Genomic DNA, 15450 nt, shown 5'->3' with positions numbered 1-15450 from the left:
GGAGGCCGCGGCGGTCGCGGCCCTGCCCGCCTCCGGGCCCGACCTCGCCGACGTGCGCGGCCAGGCGCAGGCGCGGCGCGCGCTCGAGATCGCCGCCGCGGGCGCCCACCATCTGCTGCTGATCGGGCCGCCGGGCTGCGGCAAGACGCTGCTGGCCTCGCGGCTGCCCGGCCTGCTGCCCGAAGCGAGCGAGGCGGAGGCGCTGGAGGCGGCGGCGGTGATGTCGATCAGCGGGCGCGGGCTCGACCCGGCGCGCTGGCGCGAGCGACCGTTCCGGACGCCGCATCACACGGCCAGCGCGGTCGCGCTGATCGGCGGCGGCGGACAGCCGCGACCCGGCGAGGTCTCGCTGGCGCACAACGGCGTGCTGTTCCTCGACGAATTGCCCGAATGGCAGCGCCACGTGCTGGAGGTGCTGCGCGAGCCGCTGGAGTCGGGCGTGGTCACCGTGTCGCGCGCGGCGCGCAGCGCGGAGTTCCCGGCGCGCTTCCAGCTCGTGGCGGCGATGAACCCCTGCCCCTGCGGCTGGGCCGGCGACCCGAGCGGCCGCTGCCGCTGCAACAGCGACGCGATCGCGCGCTACCGCGGCCGTATTTCGGGGCCGCTGCTCGACCGCATCGACCTGCACGTCGCGCTGGCGCGCCTGCCGCCGGCCGAACTGCGCACCGACCGGCCCGGCGGCGAATGCACGGCCGACGTGCGCGGGCGGGTCGTCGCGGCACGCCAGCGCCAGCTCGCGCGCGGCGGCACGCCGAACGGCCGCATGACGCAGGCGGAGACGTTCGCCACCTGCCGGCTGGAGGAGCGCGACCAGTCGCTGCTCGAGCAGGCGATGGAGCGCCTGCAGCTGTCGGCACGCTCGGCGGTGCGAATCCTGCGGGTCGCGCGCACGATCGCGGACCTCGCCGGTGCGGAGCGCATCCAGACCCCGCACCTGGCCGAGGCGCTGGCCTACCGGGGCGTCGAGGCGGCGCCCGCTCGCGCGTCGGCCGCGTGATCAAGTGAAACACGCGACCGACGCCGAACATACGGCGGCGGTCGGTCCTCCGCGCCGGAACACTGATGACCGGCGCTGGTGCCGTACCGCAGCTGGCGTGGACCCAGCGCGTCCGATCGTGAGCGTGACGCGGCCCCAATCGATGGGATCGTTCACGCGGCGACGCGCACCGGTGCCGGCACGTCGCCGTGGAACTGCTCCTCCTCCGTCGATCCCTTGAGCGCGACGGTCGACGACTGCGCGCCCTGGATGGTCTGCGTGACCGCGTCGAAGTAGCCGGTGCCGACCTCGCGCTGGTGTTTAACCGCGGTGAAGCCGCGGTCGGCGGCGGCGAACTCGGCTTCCTGCAGCTCGACGAACGCGCTCATCGGGTGGCGCGCGTAGCCGTAGGCGAGGTTGAACATCGAGTAGTTCAGCGCGTGGAAGCCGGCGAGCGTGATGAACTGGAACTTGTAGCCGTACGACGCGATTTCCTTCTGGAACTTCGCGATGGTGGCGTCGTCGAGGTTCTTTTTCCAGTTGAAGCTCGGCGAGCAGTTGTAGGCGAGCATCTTGCCCGGGTACTTCGCGTGGATCGCTTCGGCGAACCTGCGGGCGAACTCGAGATCAGGTCTACCGGTTTCGCACCAGACAAGATCCGCGTACGGCGCGTACGCGAGGCCACGGCTGATCGCCTGGTCCAGGCCCTTGTTCGTCTTGTAGAAGCCTTCGACGGTGCGCTCGCCGGTGCAGAACGGCTTGTCGTTGTCGTCGACATCGCTGGTGATGAGGTCGGCAGCTTCGGCATCGGTGCGCGCAACGATCAGCGTCGGCACGCCCATGACGTCGGCGGCGAGGCGCGCCGCGACGAGCTTCTCGACCGCTTCGCGCGTCGGCACCAGCACCTTGCCGCCCATGTGGCCGCACTTCTTCACCGACGCGAGCTGGTCCTCGAAGTGCACGCCGGCGGCGCCGGCCTCGATCATCGCCTTCATGAGTTCGAACGCGTTGAGCACGCCGCCGAAGCCGGCCTCCGCGTCCGCCACGATCGGCTGCAGGAAGTCGATGTCGCCCGCGCCTTCCGCGCACTGGATCTGGTCGGCGCGCAGCAGCGTGTTGTTGATGCGCTTGACGACCTGCGGAACGGAGTTCGCCGGATACAGCGACTGGTCCGGATACATCTCGCCCGCGATGTTCGCGTCGGCCGCGACCTGCCAACCGGACAGATAGATCGCCTTCAGACCCGCCTTGACCTGCTGCATCGCCTGGTTGCCGGTCATCGCGCCGAGCGCGTTGACGAAGTCGGACGTGAGCAGCGAGTTCCACAGCTTCTCCGCGCCGAGCTTGGCGATGGAATGCTCGACCGGAATGCGACCGCGCAGGCGCACGACGTCCTCGGCGGAATACGGACGGGTGATGCCGGCCCAGCGCGGATCGGTGGCCCATTGCTGGCGGAGCTGGTCGGCGGTCGGAAGCGTCGTGGTCATGGCGGATCTCCTGTCTTCGTGTCGTGTCGTGGGCAAAGCAGGGCCGTTCCGGTCGGATCGCGAACGGGCGGGGTCAACGCGGGTTGTCGGGAAACTCAGTCGAGGCGCCGGTACGCGGGCAGCGTCAGGAAGTCCTCGAGTTCATCGCTGTGCGTGAGTCGATCGAGCAGGCCGATCGCCTCGTTGATGCGGCTGGCGCCGGGAATGTCGGTGGCGGCCAGGCGCGGCAGCGTCATCAGCGCGCGCTCGAACAGGGTGTCGTCGACGGGGGTGCCGTCGTCGAGATGCAGGTCGCCGGCGTGCAGCCACTGCCACAGCTGCGCGCGTGCGATCTCGGCGGTGGCGGCGTCTTCCATCATCCCGTGGATCGGCACGCAGCCGTTGCCGTCGAGCCAGGCGGCGAGGTAACGCACGCAGACTTCGACGTTGTTCTCGAAGCCGGCACGCGTGATCGAGCCGATCGGCGGGGTGACGAGGTCGTCGCGCGTGACCAGCACGTCCTCGCGCAGCAGGTGTTTCTGGTGCGCGCCGGGCATGCGCTCGTCGAACACCGCCTGCGCCAGCGGGATCAGCGCGGGATGCGCGACCCACGTGCCGTCGTGACCGGCGGTGACCTCGCGCAGCTTGTCCGCGCGCACCTTGGCGAGGGCCGCGTCGTTGGCGGCGGCGTCGTTCGAAATCGGGATCTGCGCGGCCATTCCGCCCATCGCGTGCGCGCCGCGGCGATGGCAGGTCTGGATCAGCAGCTCCGAATACGCACGCAGGAACGGCTGCGTCATCGTCACCTGGCCGCGCTCGGGCAGCACCTTGTCGCGATGCCGGCGGAACGTCTTGATCCAGGAGAAGACGTAGTCCCAGCGGCCGCAGTTGAGGCCGGCGATGCGATCGCGCAGCGCGTAGAGGATCTCGTCCATCTCGAACGCGGCGGGCAGCGTTTCGATCAGCACCGTCACCTTGATCTGGCCGGCCGGCAGCTTGAGCTCGCGCTCGACGTGGGCGAACACGTCGGCCCAGAGCTGCGCTTCCTCCATGGACTGCAGCTTGGGCAGGTAGAAGAAGGGGCCGCGGTCCTTCGCAGCCAAGGCATGGGCGTTGTGGAAGGCGAACAGGCCGGCGTCGAACAGGCTGCCGGACATCGGCACGCCGTCGACGGCCACGTGCTTCTCGTCGAGGTGCCACCCGCGCGGCCGGACCATCAGCACCGCCTGCTCGGCGAACGGGCGCAGCGCGTAGTGCTTGCCGTTGGGCGCGGTGAACTCGAGGGTGCCAGCGACCGCGGCGCGCAGCGCCTGCTGGCCGGCGATCAGGTTGGCCCAGGTCGGCGACGTCGAATCCTCGAAGTCGGCCATGTAGACCTTGGCGCCGGAGTTCAGCGCGTTGATCACCATCTTCGGATCGACCGGCCCGGTGATCTCGACGCGGCGGTCCTGCAGCGCGTTCGGCAGCGGGGCGACCCGCCAGTCGGCGGCGCGGATCGCGGCGGTGTCGGGGCGGAAGTCGGGCAGCGCGCCGGCGTCGAAGGCGGCCTGGCGAACGCGGCGGGCGGCCAGGCGGCGCTGGCGTTCGGGCTCGAAGTGGCGATGCAGGCCGGCAAGGAAGGTCAGTGCGGCCGGTGTCAGCAGACGGTCCTGTCCCTCGGCCTGGCGCAGGACCTCGATCCCGCGCGTTCCGTCGTCCGACGCCATCAGCACTGCCGACATCGCGTTACCTCGTCGAGTTCCATGGGGAAATCGACCATGCGCCGGCGTCTGGTATTTGACAAACAAGTTTTGGCAATGCGATGTATTTGGAAATCGAATACACGTGGCCGTCATGCCCCGGAAACCGGCGACTCCCCGCTTCGCCTACAAGGCCGACCGCCTGAAGCCGCTGCGCGCCTTCTGCCAGACCGCCCGGCTCGGGTCGGTGTCGCGGGCGGCCGAGGCCATGTTCCTCAGCCAGCCTGCGGTGACGCTGCAGCTGCAGGCGCTGGAGCGCGACCTCGGGGTCACGCTGCTCGAGCGCAACGGCCGCCGGCTCACGCTGACCCGCGAGGGCGAGGCGCTCTACGACCTGGCGCGGCCGCTGGTGGAGGGCCTGGACGGCCTCGACGCCGCCTTCCGCGACCGCATCCGCGGCCTCGATGCCGGCGAGCTGCACGTCGCCGCGGGCAGCTCGACCATCGTCTACCTGCTGCCGCGCATCGTCGAAGCGTTCCGCGCACAGTACCCGGACATCCGCCTGATCCTGCACAACGTCACCGGCGCGCGCGGGCTCAACCTGCTGCGCGACGACGGCGCGGACCTGGCGGTGGGCTCGATGCTCGACGTGCCGGGCGATCTCGCCTGGCAGCCGGTGGTCGCCTACGACCCGATGCTGATCACGCCGCGGGACCATCCGCTCGCGGCGAAGCCCGAGATCGCCCTCGCCGACCTCTCGCCCTACGGGCTGATCCTGCCGCCGCAACGGCAGACGACCTACCGCATGGTCGACATGGTCTTCCAGCGCGCGCACGTGCCGTACACGGTGGCGCTGGAGGTCGGCGGCTGGGAGGTGATCAAGCAGTACGTGGCGATGGGGCTGGGCATCAGCATCGTCACCGCGATCTGCCTGACCGACGCCGACAACGCGCGGCTGGCATCGCGTTCGCTGTCCGCGTTCTTCCCCTCGCGCAGCTACGGCGTGGTGACGCGGCGCGGCCGCGCCCTGAGCGCGCAGGCCCGGGCCTTCATCGAACTGGTGAAGCAGGCCGGCTGACGGCGCTCAGACCGTGCCGCGGTTCTTGCCCTGCCACGGCGCGTACCAGGCGCGGATGCGCGCCATGTCGGCCTCGGGGTCGTCGGTCAGCGGCCACAGCGGGCCGATGCCGATCACGCGGTCGGGATAGTGGAAGTACACCGGCAGCACCGGCACGTCGGCCGCGCGCGCGATCTTCCAGAAGCCGGTCTTCCACTTTTCCACGCGCTTGCGGGTGCCTTCCGGCGCCAGCCCGAACCACAGCGCGTCGGCCGCGCGCAGCATCGCGGCGGCCTGCTCGACGACGCCCTTGGGGTTGCTGCGATCGACCGGGATCACGCCCAGCCGGCGCAGCAGCGCGCCCACGCCCGGCACCTTGAACAGCGTGTCCTTGCCGAGGATGCGGATGTCCAGCCCTAGGGCGAGCTTGGCGGCGAAGCCCCAGATGCCGTCCCAGTTCGACGAGTGCGGCGCGCCGATCAGCACGACCTTCGCGGCATCCGGCAGCTCGCCGACCATCCGCCAACCGCCGAGTTTCAGCACCCAGCGGCCGAAGGCCCGGGTGAAGCGATTGGGCGGCACCTGCGGCACGCGCGGCGGGATCGTCGGGATGCGCCCGGCCGCGCCCTCGTGTCGCGGATACCCGTCGGCCATGCTCAGTCCCAGTCGCGCACGGTGCGCGCCTTCTTGATCGTGCCGCGCTCGCGCTTGGCGCCGAGCCGGCGCTCCTTCGACGCCCGCGTCGGCTTCGTCGCCACGCGCTTCTTCGGCACGTGCAGCCCGGCGTCGACGAAGGCCTGCAGGCGCTCGCGCGCGTCCTCGCGGTTGCGCTCCTGGGTGCGGAAGCGCTGCGCGCTGATCACCAGCACGCCCTCGCCGGTGACGCGGCGGTCGCGGCGCGCGAGCAGGCGCTCGCGCACGTCGTCGGGCAGCGAGGGCGAGTTCGCGATGTCGAAGCGCAGCTCGACCGCGGTCGCGACCTTGTTGACGTTCTGACCGCCCGGCCCGGCCGAGCGCACGAAGCGCTCGACCAGTTCGGCCTCGGGAATCGCGATGGAAACGGGCGACGTCATGCGGCCTATCGTAACGGCCGCTGGCTCGGCGCCCTTGAGGCGGCGGTCACGCGGCCGCGTCGGCTCCGAACAGCGCCAGCGCCTTCGCGAACTCCGCGTCGACCGGCGCCTCCACGCGCATCGCTACGCCCGTGGCCGGATGCGCGAACGCCAGTGCGCGCGCATGCAGCAGCATGCGGTGGATGCCCATCATCCGGAACGCCCGGTTGTGGCGGCCGTCGCCGTGGCTGGTGTCGCCGATCAGGTGATGCGACACGTGCTTGAGGTGCCGGCGGATCTGCCGGAAGCGCCCGGTCAGCGGCTGCGCCTCGAGCCAGGCGTAGCGGGAGGTCGGAAAGCCCGCGGACGGGACGTCGATCTCGGCGGTGGCGAGTCGGCGGAAACGCGTGACCGCCGGCTTCTTCAGCGGCTTGCCCGGCCCGCCGTCGAGCGCGTAGTCGACCTCGAAGGCGTCGTCGGGCCAGCCGCGGCAGATCGCCCAGTAGGTCTTCTCGAATTCGTGCGACATGAGCGTGCGCCCGAGCGCGCCGGCCGTGTCGCGATCGAAGGCGAGCAGCAGGCAGCCCGAGGTCGCGCGGTCGAGGCGGTGCGCGAGGAACACCGGCCGGCCGAACTGCTCGCGCAGGCGGTCGGCGGCGAAGTCGGTTTCGCCGCGCGCCAGCGCGCTGTCGTGGACCATCAGCCCCGCGGGCTTGTTCACCACGGCGAGCTGGTCGTCGCGATGGAGCACGGGCAGGGCGAGGTCGGTCATGGCGGCTCCGGAGGGGCGGGCATTGTCGCAGGCCGCGTCGGCGCGCTCGCTAGAATCGTGCGATGACCACGCCCCTGCCTCCGCTCGATTCCGTCCGCGACTACCTCGCCGGCCTGCAGGACCGCATCTGCGCGGCGATCGAGGGCGCGGACGGCCGCGCACGCTTCGTCGAGGACGCATGGACCAAGGACCCGGCGTCGACGTCGCCGATCCGCGGCGGCGGCCGCACGCGGATCCTGCGCGACGGCGCGGTGTTCGAGCAGGCGGGCATCGGTTTCTCCGACGTGTCGGGCAGCACGCTGCCGCCGTCGGCGACGGCGAACCGCCCCGAGCTGGCCGGCGCGTCCTGGCAGGCGGTGGGCGTATCGCTCGTCTTCCATCCGCGCAATCCGTACGTGCCGACCACGCACGCGAACGTGCGCCACTTCCGTGCGACGCGCGACGGCGAGACCGTCGCCTGGTGGTTCGGCGGGGGCTTCGACCTGACCCCGTTCTATCCGATCGACGAGGACGTGCTGCACTGGCACCGCGTCGCGCGCGCGCTCTGCGAGCCGTTCGGCGGGGAGGCGCGCTACGCCGCGCACAAGCGCTGGTGCGACGAGTATTTCTTCCTGAAGCACCGGGACGAGACGCGCGGCGTGGGCGGCCTGTTCTTCGACGATCTGCACGGCGACTTCGACACCGAATTCGCCTATCTGCGCGCGGTCGGCGACGGCTTCCTCGATGCCTACCTGCCGATCGTGGAGCGCCGCCGCGACATGCCGTACGGGGAGCGCGAGCGCGCGTTCCAGCTGTACCGGCGCGGCCGCTACGTCGAGTTCAACCTGGTCTTCGATCGCGGCACCCACTTCGGCCTGCAGTCCGGCGGCCGCACCGAGTCGATCCTGATGTCGCTGCCGCCGCTGGTGCGCTGGGAATACGGCTACGCGCCGGAGGCGGGCACGGCGGAGGCCCGGCTCGCGGACTACCTGCGCCCGCGCGACTGGCTGGCCGAGCTGGGCTGAGCGCCGGCCCGGATCGCGGGCAATAAAAAGCCCCGCAGGCAGGGGGGGCCGGCGGGGCTGGGGAACGGGGTCTGGGGAGGGACCTTACGTTCCGGGATCGCTCCAGGGGAGGGGAGGATCAGCGTCGGACGTTGCATCCGGCGCAGGTGCATAAGACCACCCTGAACATGCACGCCAAGTGAAGACCCCGGGCCTGCTTCCCGGAAAATTCAGGGGCGATTCACGAAATCGGCGCCGTTCGTCGGCGAACCGTGATGCTCGGCGTAGATCCGCAACGACGGCCACCGCAGTTGTCCGCTGCGCCGCCGCTTTGGCGTTGCCGCTCGCGCCCCACGGTGGTGCAGAACCGGCCTCAATGCGCCTCGTCCCAGTTGCGGCCGACGCCCGCGTCCACCTCGAGCGGCACCTTGAGTTCGGCTGCCGCGGCCATTCGCCGCTTCACCTCGTCGATGAGCTCGGGCACGAAGGCCTCGTCCACCTCGAACACCAGTTCGTCGTGCACCTGCAGCACCATCAGCGCGCGCTCGGCATGCGGCTGCAGCCAGCCGTGGATGTCGATCATCGCCCGCTTGATGATGTCGGCGGCCGTGCCCTGCATCGGCGCGTTGATGGCGGCGCGCTCGGCACCCGAGCGCAGCCCCTGGTTCCGCGCGTTGATGTTCTCCAGGTACAGCCGGCGGCCGAAGACGGTCTCCACGTAGCCCTGGTCGCGCGCCTGCTGGCGCGTGCGGTCCATGTAGTCGCGCACGCCGGGATAGCGGGCGAAGTACAGCGCGATGTAGTCCTGCGCCTCGCCGCGCGAGATGCCCAGCCGCGTCGCGAGCCCGAAGGCGCTCATGCCGTACATCAGGCCGAAGTTGATCGCCTTCGCCGCGCGACGCTCGCCGGGCTCCACGGCATCGACCGGCTTGCCGAACACTTCCGCCGCGGTCGCGGTATGCACGTCCACGCCGGAGGTGAACGCGCGCAGCAGCGCCGGGTCCTCCGACAGGTGCGCCATGATGCGCAACTCGATCTGTGAGTAGTCGCAGGCGACGATGCGGCGGCCTTCCGGCGCGACGAACGCGGTGCGGATGCGCCGGCCGTCCTCGGTGCGGATCGGGATGTTCTGCAGGTTGGGATCGCTCGATGCGAGCCGCCCCGTCGCGGCACCCGCCTGGTGGAAGCTCGTGTGCAGCCGGTGCGTGCGCGGGTTGAGCATCTCCGGCAATTTGTCGGTATACGTCCCGCGCAGCTTCGCGAGGCTGCGGTAGTCGAGGATCAGACGCGGCAGCTCGTGCTGGTCGGCGATCGCCTCGAGCGCGGCCTCGTTGACCGACGGCGCGCCGGTGGGCGTGCGCTCGGTCGCCGGCAGCCCCAGCTCGTCGAACAGCAGCGCGCCGATCTGCTTGGGCGAGTCCATGTTGAAGCTGCGCCCGGCGACTTCCGTCGCGCGCTGCTGGATCTCCAGCATCCGGCGCGCCATGTCCGCCGACTGCCGACGCAGCTCGTCGGCGTCGATCATCACGCCATTGGCCTCGATGCGTTCGAGCACCGGGATCAAAGGGATCTCGATCTCGCGGTACACGCGCTCCAGCGCCGGCACCTCGCGCAGCTTCGGGCCCAGCACGCGGTGCAGGCGCAGGGTGACGTCGGCATCCTCCGCCGCGTAGCGCGTGGCGTCGTCGAGCGCGACCTGCGAGAACGGGATCTGCTTGGCGCCCTTGCCGGCGACGTCGGCGTACTTGACCGTGTCGTAGCCGAGGTACTTCTTCGCCAGCGAATCCATGTCGTGGCGCGTGGCGGTGGCGTTGAGCACGAAGCTCTCGAGCATCGTGTCGTCGGCATAGCCGCGCACGTCGACGCCATGGCAGCGCAGCACGTGGATGTCGTACTTGCCGTGCTGGCCGAGCTTCCGCTTCGACGGATCCTCGAGCAGCGGTGCGAGCGCGCGCAGCACCTCGGCCTTGTCGAGCTGCGCGGGCGCGCCGGGATAGTCGTGCGCCACTGGGATGTAGCAGGCGCGGCCCGGTTCGACGGAAAAGCTCAGGCCGACCAGGTTCGCGCACAGCGCGTCGAGCGAATCGGTCTCGGTGTCGAAGGCGAATTCGTCGGCGGCGCGCAGCGTTTCCACCCAGGCGTCGAGTTGCGCCCGCGTCAGCACGGTCTCGTATTCGCCGGGCGCCGACAGTGCCGGGTCGAGCGCGACCGGGGCGGCCACCTGCGCCGCGACGCCGCGGCTGCCGGACGCGCCGGGTGACGCCGCCGCGCCGCCTTCGAGCTCGCGCAACGCCTGCCGCATGCCGTAGCGCTCGAACAGCACGCGCAGCGCCTCGTGGTCGCGCTCGCGCAATGCGAGGTCCTGCGGACCGAACGCCAGCGCGCAGTCGAGCTTGATCGTGGTGAGCGTGCGGTTGAGCGGCAGGCGGTCGAGCACGCGCGCGAGGTTCTCGCCGATCTTGCCCTTGATGGCGCCCGCGTTCGCCATCACGCCGTCGAGCGTGCCGTATTCGGCGAGCCACTTCGCCGCGGTCTTCGGGCCGCACTTCTCCACGCCGGGGATGTTGTCGACGCTGTCGCCCACCAGCGCGAGGTAGTCGATGATCTGGTCGGGCCGCACGCCGAACTTCTCGACCACGCGCTGCACCGAGTCCATGCGGCTGCCGCTCATGGTGTTGACCAGCGCGATGCCGCGGCCGTCCACCGGCTCGCGCACCAGCTGCGCGAAATCCTTGTCGGACGTCGAGACGGTGACGTCGAGGCCTTCGTCGAAGCCGCGCACGGCGAGCGTGCCGATCACGTCGTCGGCCTCCACGCCCGGCTCGCGCACGATGGTGATGCCGAGCGCATGCACGATGTCGCAGACCGGCTGCACCTGCGCGCGCAGGTCGTCCGGCATCGGCGGGCGATGCGCCTTGTACTGCGGGTCCAGCGCTTCGCGGAACGTCGGGCCCGAATCGTCGACCACGTAGGCGACGAAGTCCGGCTTTTCGGCCAGCACCGACTTCAGCATGTTGACCACGCCGAACAGGGCGCCGGTGGGTTCGCCGTGCTCGTTGGTGAGCGGCGGCAGCGCATGGAAGGCGCGATAGAGGTAACTGGAACCGTCGATCAGCACGAGCTTCTTCATGCGGCGATTGTAGGCCGCGGCCGTCGCGCACCCTGCGCCGCGCGTTCACGGCGGGGCGGCCGTATGCTGGCGGCCCGACCGGAGTCCGCCATGCCCCGCCTCGTCCCGCTGCTCGTCCTGCTCCTGCTCGCCGGTTGCGCCAGCCTGCCGCCGGACGATCCCACGCTCGCGCTGCGGGACGCCGACGTCGTGACCCGCACGATGGACAACGGCGACGTGGTGTCGGAGTACCGCGTCGCCGGCCTGCTGCGGGTGGTGAAGATCGTGCCCAAGGCGGGCCTCACCTACTACCTGACCGACGACGACAACGACGGCCGGCTCGACCGCCGCCGCGGCGACGGGCCGGTGACGCCGGTGCAGTACCGCATCTTCAGCTGGTGAGCGCTCCCGCGGCCGCCCGCTTCCCGATTTCTTCGATGACCAGGAGGTCTGCATGAATGCTGTCGCCGCCGCGCCCCGTGCGCGCTGGGTTCCCGCTGCGTGGCTCGCGCTGGTCGCGGGCTGGATCTGCCTGCTGGTGCCGGGCATGCCGCTGGCGCGGACGATCGGGCTGGTGCTCGTGGCGGTCGCGATCGTGCTGGCGCTCATGGCGATCGTGCGCGGGGGCATGCGGGCGGGCCTCGCGCCGCTGCTCGCCGCGCTGCTCGTCTCGCCGCTGGTGTACTTCGGTGCCGGCATGTGGCGCGGCGGCCCCGTCGAGGGTGCCGGCGACGCGTCGACCCGCGCGCTCGGCACATCGCCGTCGATGACGGGGCCGGCCACCGCGCGCCCGGCGCCGGTGGTGACCGCGCCGCCCGCGCCGCGACCCGACATCGCGATGCGCACCACCGTCACCGCCGTGGAGTTCTCCGGTGCCTACGTCGACGGCGCCGCGGCGGGCGACAAGCAGTTCAAGGGCCAGCGCCTGCTGCTGGCCGGCATGGTCGACCGCCTCGATCCCGACGCCGCGGGTGGCCCCGTGGTGACGTTCAACGCCGGCGAGCTCGCGCCGGTGCAGGCGCTCGGACTAGCGCGCGACACCGCGGCGTCGCTGCGCGTCGGCCAGCAGGTGATCCTCGCCTGCGACGGTGCGGCCGCGGTCGGCGGCAAGCCGACCGTCGAGCACTGCAAGCTCGCGCAGTAAAGGCGGCGGGGCCGCCGCGCGCCGCGCGGTGGCCCGTCGTCAGATCCGCTGCAAATTCGCGAACGCGGCGACCAGCCACTTCGCGCCAACGTCGTCGAAATTCACCTGCACGCGCGCATGCGCGCCGCTGCCCTCGACGTCGATCACGGTGCCCGTGCCGAACGTCGGATGGCGCACCGCCGCGCCGAGCGGCATCGCCGGCGCCTCGGTAAGCCCGTTGTCGAGACGCCGCCCGCCGCCGCCGTAGGCCGGCCGCGACACCTGCACCTTCGGCCGCACCTCGTGCACCAGCGCCGAGGGGATCTCGCGCAGGAAGCGCGAGGGCATGCCGTACATGTCCATGCCGTGGATGCGGCGCGCCTCGGCGTAGCTCAGCACCAGCTTCTCGCGCGCGCGGGTGATGCCCACGTACGCCAGCCGGCGCTCCTCCTCCATGCGCCCGGCTTCCTCGGCCGATTTGCTGTTCGGGAACAGCCCTTCTTCCAGGCCGACCAGGAACACCAGCGGGAATTCCAGGCCTTTCGCGCTGTGCAGCGTCATCAGCTGCACGCCATCCTCGTTGGCACGCGCCTGGCCTTCGCCCGCTTCGAGCGACGCGTAGGACAGGAAGGCGACCAGCTCCGGCAGCTCGGGCTCCTCGTCGTCCTCCTCGCGGTAATTGAAGCGCGAGGCGACCGACACCAGTTCGTCGAGGTTCTCGATGCGCGAGTCGAGCTGGCCCTTCTGCTCGCGTGCGTAGAACTCGCGCAGGCCCGAGCGCAGCAGCACATGGTCGATCTTCTCCGGCAGCGTGCGCTCCATGCACTCGACCTGCAGGTCGTCGATCAGCTTGAGGAAGCCGGCGAGCGCGGTGCGCGCCCGCGCTGCGAGCACGTTGCCGCTGGCGAGCTTGAGCGCCGCGACCGACAGCGGGAAACCTTCGGCGCGCGCGAGCCGGCGCACCTCGTCCAGCGTGCGCTCGCCGATGCCGCGCGCCGGCGTGTTGACCGCGCGCTCGAACGCGGCGTCGTCGCTGCGATTGGCGATCAGGCGCAGGTAGGCCAGCGCGTCCTTGATCTCGGCGCGCTCGAAGAAGCGCAGGCCGCCGTAGACGCGGTACGGCAGCTGCTCGCCGATCAGCACTTCTTCGAAGGCGCGCGACTGCGCGTTGCTGCGATAGAGGATCGCGGTGTCGCGATAGCTGCCGCCCGCCTGCACCCACTGCTTGATGCGTTCGACGACGAAACGCGCCTCGTCGATCTCGTTGTACGCGGCGTAGAGGTCCAGCGGCTCGCCGCCGGCGACCTCGGTCCAGAGCTTCTTGCCCAGCCGGCCGGGGTTGTGCGCGATCACCGCGTTCGCGGCGTCGAGGATATTGGAGGTGGAGCGGTAGTTCTGCTCGAGGCGGATCGTCTTCGCCTCGGGGAAGTCGCGCAGGAACTTCTGCACGTTCTCGACCTTCGCGCCGCGCCAGCCGTAGATCGCCTGGTCGTCGTCGCCGACCACGAACACCTGCCCGGTGTCGCCGGCGAGCACGCGGATGAAGGCGTACTGGATGTCGTTGGTGTCCTGGAACTCGTCGACGAGGATCTGCTTGAAGCGGTTGCGGTAGTGCGAGAGCAGCTGCGTCTGGTCGCGCAGCAGCTCGTGCGCGCGCAGCAGCAGCTCGGCGAAGTCGACCAGGCCCGCGCGGTCGCAGCGCTCCTGGTAGGCCGCGTAGATGCGGCGCATGGTGTCGGTCCACTCGTCCTCGCCGCCCTGGATGTTCTGCGGGCGACGGCCCTCGTCCTTGCGCGCGTTGATCCACCACGCGGCCTGGCGCGGCGGGTAGCGCGTCTCGTCGAGCTCCAGCCCCTGCAGCACGCGCTTGATCAGGCGCAGCTGGTCGTCCGAATCGAGCACCTGGAAGCTCTCGGGCAGGTTCGCCTGCTGGAAGTGCAGCCGCAGCAGCCGGTGCGCGAGGCCGTGGAAGGTACCGAGCCACATGCCGCGCACGCCGCCCGAGAGCTGCATGTCGACGCGATGGCGCATCTCCGCCGCGGCCTTGTTGGTGAACGTGACCGCGAGGATGCCGTGCACCGGCACGCGCTCGACCTCGTTGAGCCAGGCGATGCGGTGGGTGAGCACGCGCGTCTTGCCGGAGCCGGCGCCGGCGAGGACGAGGTAGTGGCCGGGCGGTGCGCAGACGGCCTCGCGCTGCGCGGGATTCAGCGCATCGATCAGGTGGGAGACATCCATGTCGACAGTGTACGGGCGCGCCGTCGCAGCCCGGTCTCAGTGCGCGTGGCGCGCCGGTTCGGTCTGCGGGACGGCTTCGGCCAGGCGCTGCAGCTCGGCTTCGAGTTCGGCGATGCGCGCGTCCAGGCGCTCGCTCGCGCCCGGCTCGAGGTGCGCGAGCCCCTCGAGCATCTGCGACGCCTGGTCGAGCCGCTGGCGGCGGTCGGCCATCGCGACCTGGCGGTGCTGCAGCTCCATCGCCGGCATGTCGGTGCGGGTCTGGATGCGGCGGCGCTGCTCGGCCAGCAACTGGTGCAGCCGCGCCGCGCCGCGGCGGTCGGCATCGCTCCACGGCACGCTGTGGCCGCGCACGCTTTCCCGCCAGACGGAGAAGCTGCGGCGCGGCGCGATGCGCAGGCCGTCGTCGGTGGGCACCAGCGCCTTCGCGGGCTCGCCGGCCCAGCGCACGGTTTCCACCTGCTCGTTGCGGAACAGCAGCAGCCAGTCGTCGGCACCGAGCCGCAGCGCCAGCACGCCGGCCACCGGGTCGCCCTCGACCGGCGGCGCCCATTCGGCCATCGCATCGCTGGCGGTCAGCGAGACCGCGCCCTGCGCCTGCAGCCAGTCGATCAGCTGCACCGCGCGGCGCGGATCGGGCACGTCGCCCGCCGCCTGCCAGCGCGACTGCGCCCACACCGCGACGCCATCCGCGCCGAGGCTGTCGCGCAGCAGCGGCAGCTCGTCGGCGAGCGCCGCGTCGAAGTCGCGTGCGCCTACGAGCCGCTGCGCCAGCGCGTCGCGCACCTGCTGCGCATGCTCGAAGTGCGCGACCGTGCGCTGCTGCTCCAGTGCGGCCACGCGCATCGACACGAACAGGCCGAACAGGTCCGCCGCGGCCCGGATGACCGGCGGCACCAGGCGCGGCGCGCGGTGGTGGCAGGCGATCAGGCCCCAGAGGCGGCCGCCGGCGATGATCGAGATCGACATCGAGGCACCCACGCCCATGTTGCGCAGGT

The 15450-nt window shown here is 71.1% G+C and carries 13 protein-coding genes; 5 read left to right on the top strand and 8 right to left on the bottom strand.

From position 1 onward, the window contains the following. Positions 1-997: YifB family Mg chelatase-like AAA ATPase (locus E4F61_RS10530; RefSeq protein WP_133479620.1), on the top strand; the 997-nt coding region annotated here is incomplete at its 5' end. Between the two features lie 152 nt (positions 998-1149). Here the strand turns inward: E4F61_RS10530 and aceA are convergent. Continuing rightward, positions 1150-2463, bottom strand: coding sequence for an isocitrate lyase (gene aceA, locus E4F61_RS10525; protein ID WP_133479619.1), 1314 nt, complete (start codon positions 2461-2463; stop codon positions 1150-1152). 95 nt (positions 2464-2558) lie between these two features. After that, positions 2559-4163 (bottom strand): malate synthase A, encoded by a 1605-nt coding sequence (gene aceB / locus E4F61_RS10520; RefSeq protein ID WP_133479618.1) that lies wholly within the window; start codon positions 4161-4163, stop codon positions 2559-2561. 112 nt (positions 4164-4275) lie between these two features. Between aceB and E4F61_RS10515 the strand changes: the two genes are divergently transcribed. Beyond that, positions 4276-5199 carry a LysR family transcriptional regulator gene (locus tag E4F61_RS10515; RefSeq protein WP_133479617.1) on the top strand — a complete coding sequence of 308 codons (924 nt, stop codon included), beginning with the start codon at positions 4276-4278 and terminating at the stop codon, positions 5197-5199. Between the two features lie 6 nt (positions 5200-5205). On the opposite strand, the gene E4F61_RS10510 is transcribed toward E4F61_RS10515, so the two are convergent. The 3 genes from E4F61_RS10510 to E4F61_RS10500 are packed head-to-tail and all read right to left on the bottom strand — an operon-like array spanning position 5206 to position 7002. Continuing rightward, positions 5206-5832, bottom strand: coding sequence for a 1-acyl-sn-glycerol-3-phosphate acyltransferase (locus E4F61_RS10510; protein ID WP_133479616.1), 627 nt, complete (start codon positions 5830-5832; stop codon positions 5206-5208). Positions 5833-5834: 2 nt separating this feature from the next. Beyond that, the gene (arfB, locus tag E4F61_RS10505) at positions 5835-6251 is read right to left on the bottom strand and encodes an alternative ribosome rescue aminoacyl-tRNA hydrolase ArfB (RefSeq protein ID WP_133479615.1); all 417 of its coding nucleotides are present in this window, start codon (positions 6249-6251) and stop codon (positions 5835-5837) included. 46 nt (positions 6252-6297) lie between these two features. Further along, positions 6298-7002, bottom strand: coding sequence for a pseudouridine synthase (locus E4F61_RS10500; RefSeq protein ID WP_133479614.1), 705 nt, complete (start codon positions 7000-7002; stop codon positions 6298-6300). Positions 7003-7064: 62 nt separating this feature from the next. On the opposite strand from E4F61_RS10500, the gene hemF reads away from it, so the two are divergent. Next, entirely contained in the window at positions 7065-8006 is a 942-nt protein-coding gene (gene hemF / locus E4F61_RS10495; RefSeq protein ID WP_425480149.1) for an oxygen-dependent coproporphyrinogen oxidase, read from the top strand. Positions 8007-8358: 352 nt separating this feature from the next. Here the strand turns inward: hemF and polA are convergent, their stop codons facing one another. Beyond that, entirely contained in the window at positions 8359-11115 is a 2757-nt protein-coding gene (gene polA, locus E4F61_RS10490) for a DNA polymerase I (RefSeq protein ID WP_133479613.1), read from the bottom strand. 90 nt (positions 11116-11205) lie between these two features. Between polA and E4F61_RS10485 the strand changes: the two genes are divergently transcribed. Then, on the top strand, positions 11206-11496 hold the full coding sequence (locus E4F61_RS10485; RefSeq protein WP_133479612.1) for a DUF2782 domain-containing protein: 291 nt from the start codon (positions 11206-11208) through the stop codon (positions 11494-11496). A 52-nt stretch (positions 11497-11548) separates the two neighbouring features. Continuing rightward, positions 11549-12238, top strand: coding sequence for a hypothetical protein (locus E4F61_RS10480; protein WP_133479611.1), 690 nt, complete (start codon positions 11549-11551; stop codon positions 12236-12238). Positions 12239-12277: 39 nt separating this feature from the next. Here E4F61_RS10480 and uvrD read toward each other — a convergent pair whose 3' ends face one another. Then, positions 12278-14455, bottom strand: a complete 2178-nt coding sequence (gene uvrD, locus E4F61_RS10475) for a DNA helicase II (protein WP_133479610.1) — start codon at positions 14453-14455, stop codon at positions 12278-12280. Positions 14456-14491: 36 nt separating this feature from the next. Then, on the bottom strand, positions 14492-15450 hold a 959-nt coding region (locus E4F61_RS10470), incomplete at its 5' end, for a GAF domain-containing protein (protein WP_133479609.1).

This window comes from Cognatilysobacter segetis, assembly GCF_004359965.1.
GTDB classification, from domain to species: domain Bacteria; phylum Pseudomonadota; class Gammaproteobacteria; order Xanthomonadales; family Xanthomonadaceae; genus Cognatilysobacter; species Cognatilysobacter segetis.
Note: the sequence above shows the minus strand (reverse complement) of the source record. Positions and strands in the feature narration are given on the sequence as shown.

Coding starts and splice junctions, on each gene's coding strand:
- uvrD (WP_133479610.1), bottom strand. CDS start 14,455: ATGGATGTCTCCCACCTGATCGATGCGCTGAATCCCGCGCAGCGCGAG.
- hemF (WP_425480149.1), top strand. CDS start 7,065: ATGACCACGCCCCTGCCTCCGCTCGATTCCGTCCGCGACTACCTCGCC.
- E4F61_RS10485 (WP_133479612.1), top strand. CDS start 11,206: ATGCCCCGCCTCGTCCCGCTGCTCGTCCTGCTCCTGCTCGCCGGTTGC.
- E4F61_RS10480 (WP_133479611.1), top strand. CDS start 11,549: ATGAATGCTGTCGCCGCCGCGCCCCGTGCGCGCTGGGTTCCCGCTGCG.
- arfB (WP_133479615.1), bottom strand. CDS start 6,251: ATGACGTCGCCCGTTTCCATCGCGATTCCCGAGGCCGAACTGGTCGAG.
- E4F61_RS10515 (WP_133479617.1), top strand. CDS start 4,276: ATGCCCCGGAAACCGGCGACTCCCCGCTTCGCCTACAAGGCCGACCGC.
- E4F61_RS10510 (WP_133479616.1), bottom strand. CDS start 5,832: ATGGCCGACGGGTATCCGCGACACGAGGGCGCGGCCGGGCGCATCCCG.
- polA (WP_133479613.1), bottom strand. CDS start 11,115: ATGAAGAAGCTCGTGCTGATCGACGGTTCCAGTTACCTCTATCGCGCC.
- aceA (WP_133479619.1), bottom strand. CDS start 2,463: ATGACCACGACGCTTCCGACCGCCGACCAGCTCCGCCAGCAATGGGCC.
- E4F61_RS10500 (WP_133479614.1), bottom strand. CDS start 7,002: ATGACCGACCTCGCCCTGCCCGTGCTCCATCGCGACGACCAGCTCGCC.
- aceB (WP_133479618.1), bottom strand. CDS start 4,163: ATGTCGGCAGTGCTGATGGCGTCGGACGACGGAACGCGCGGGATCGAG.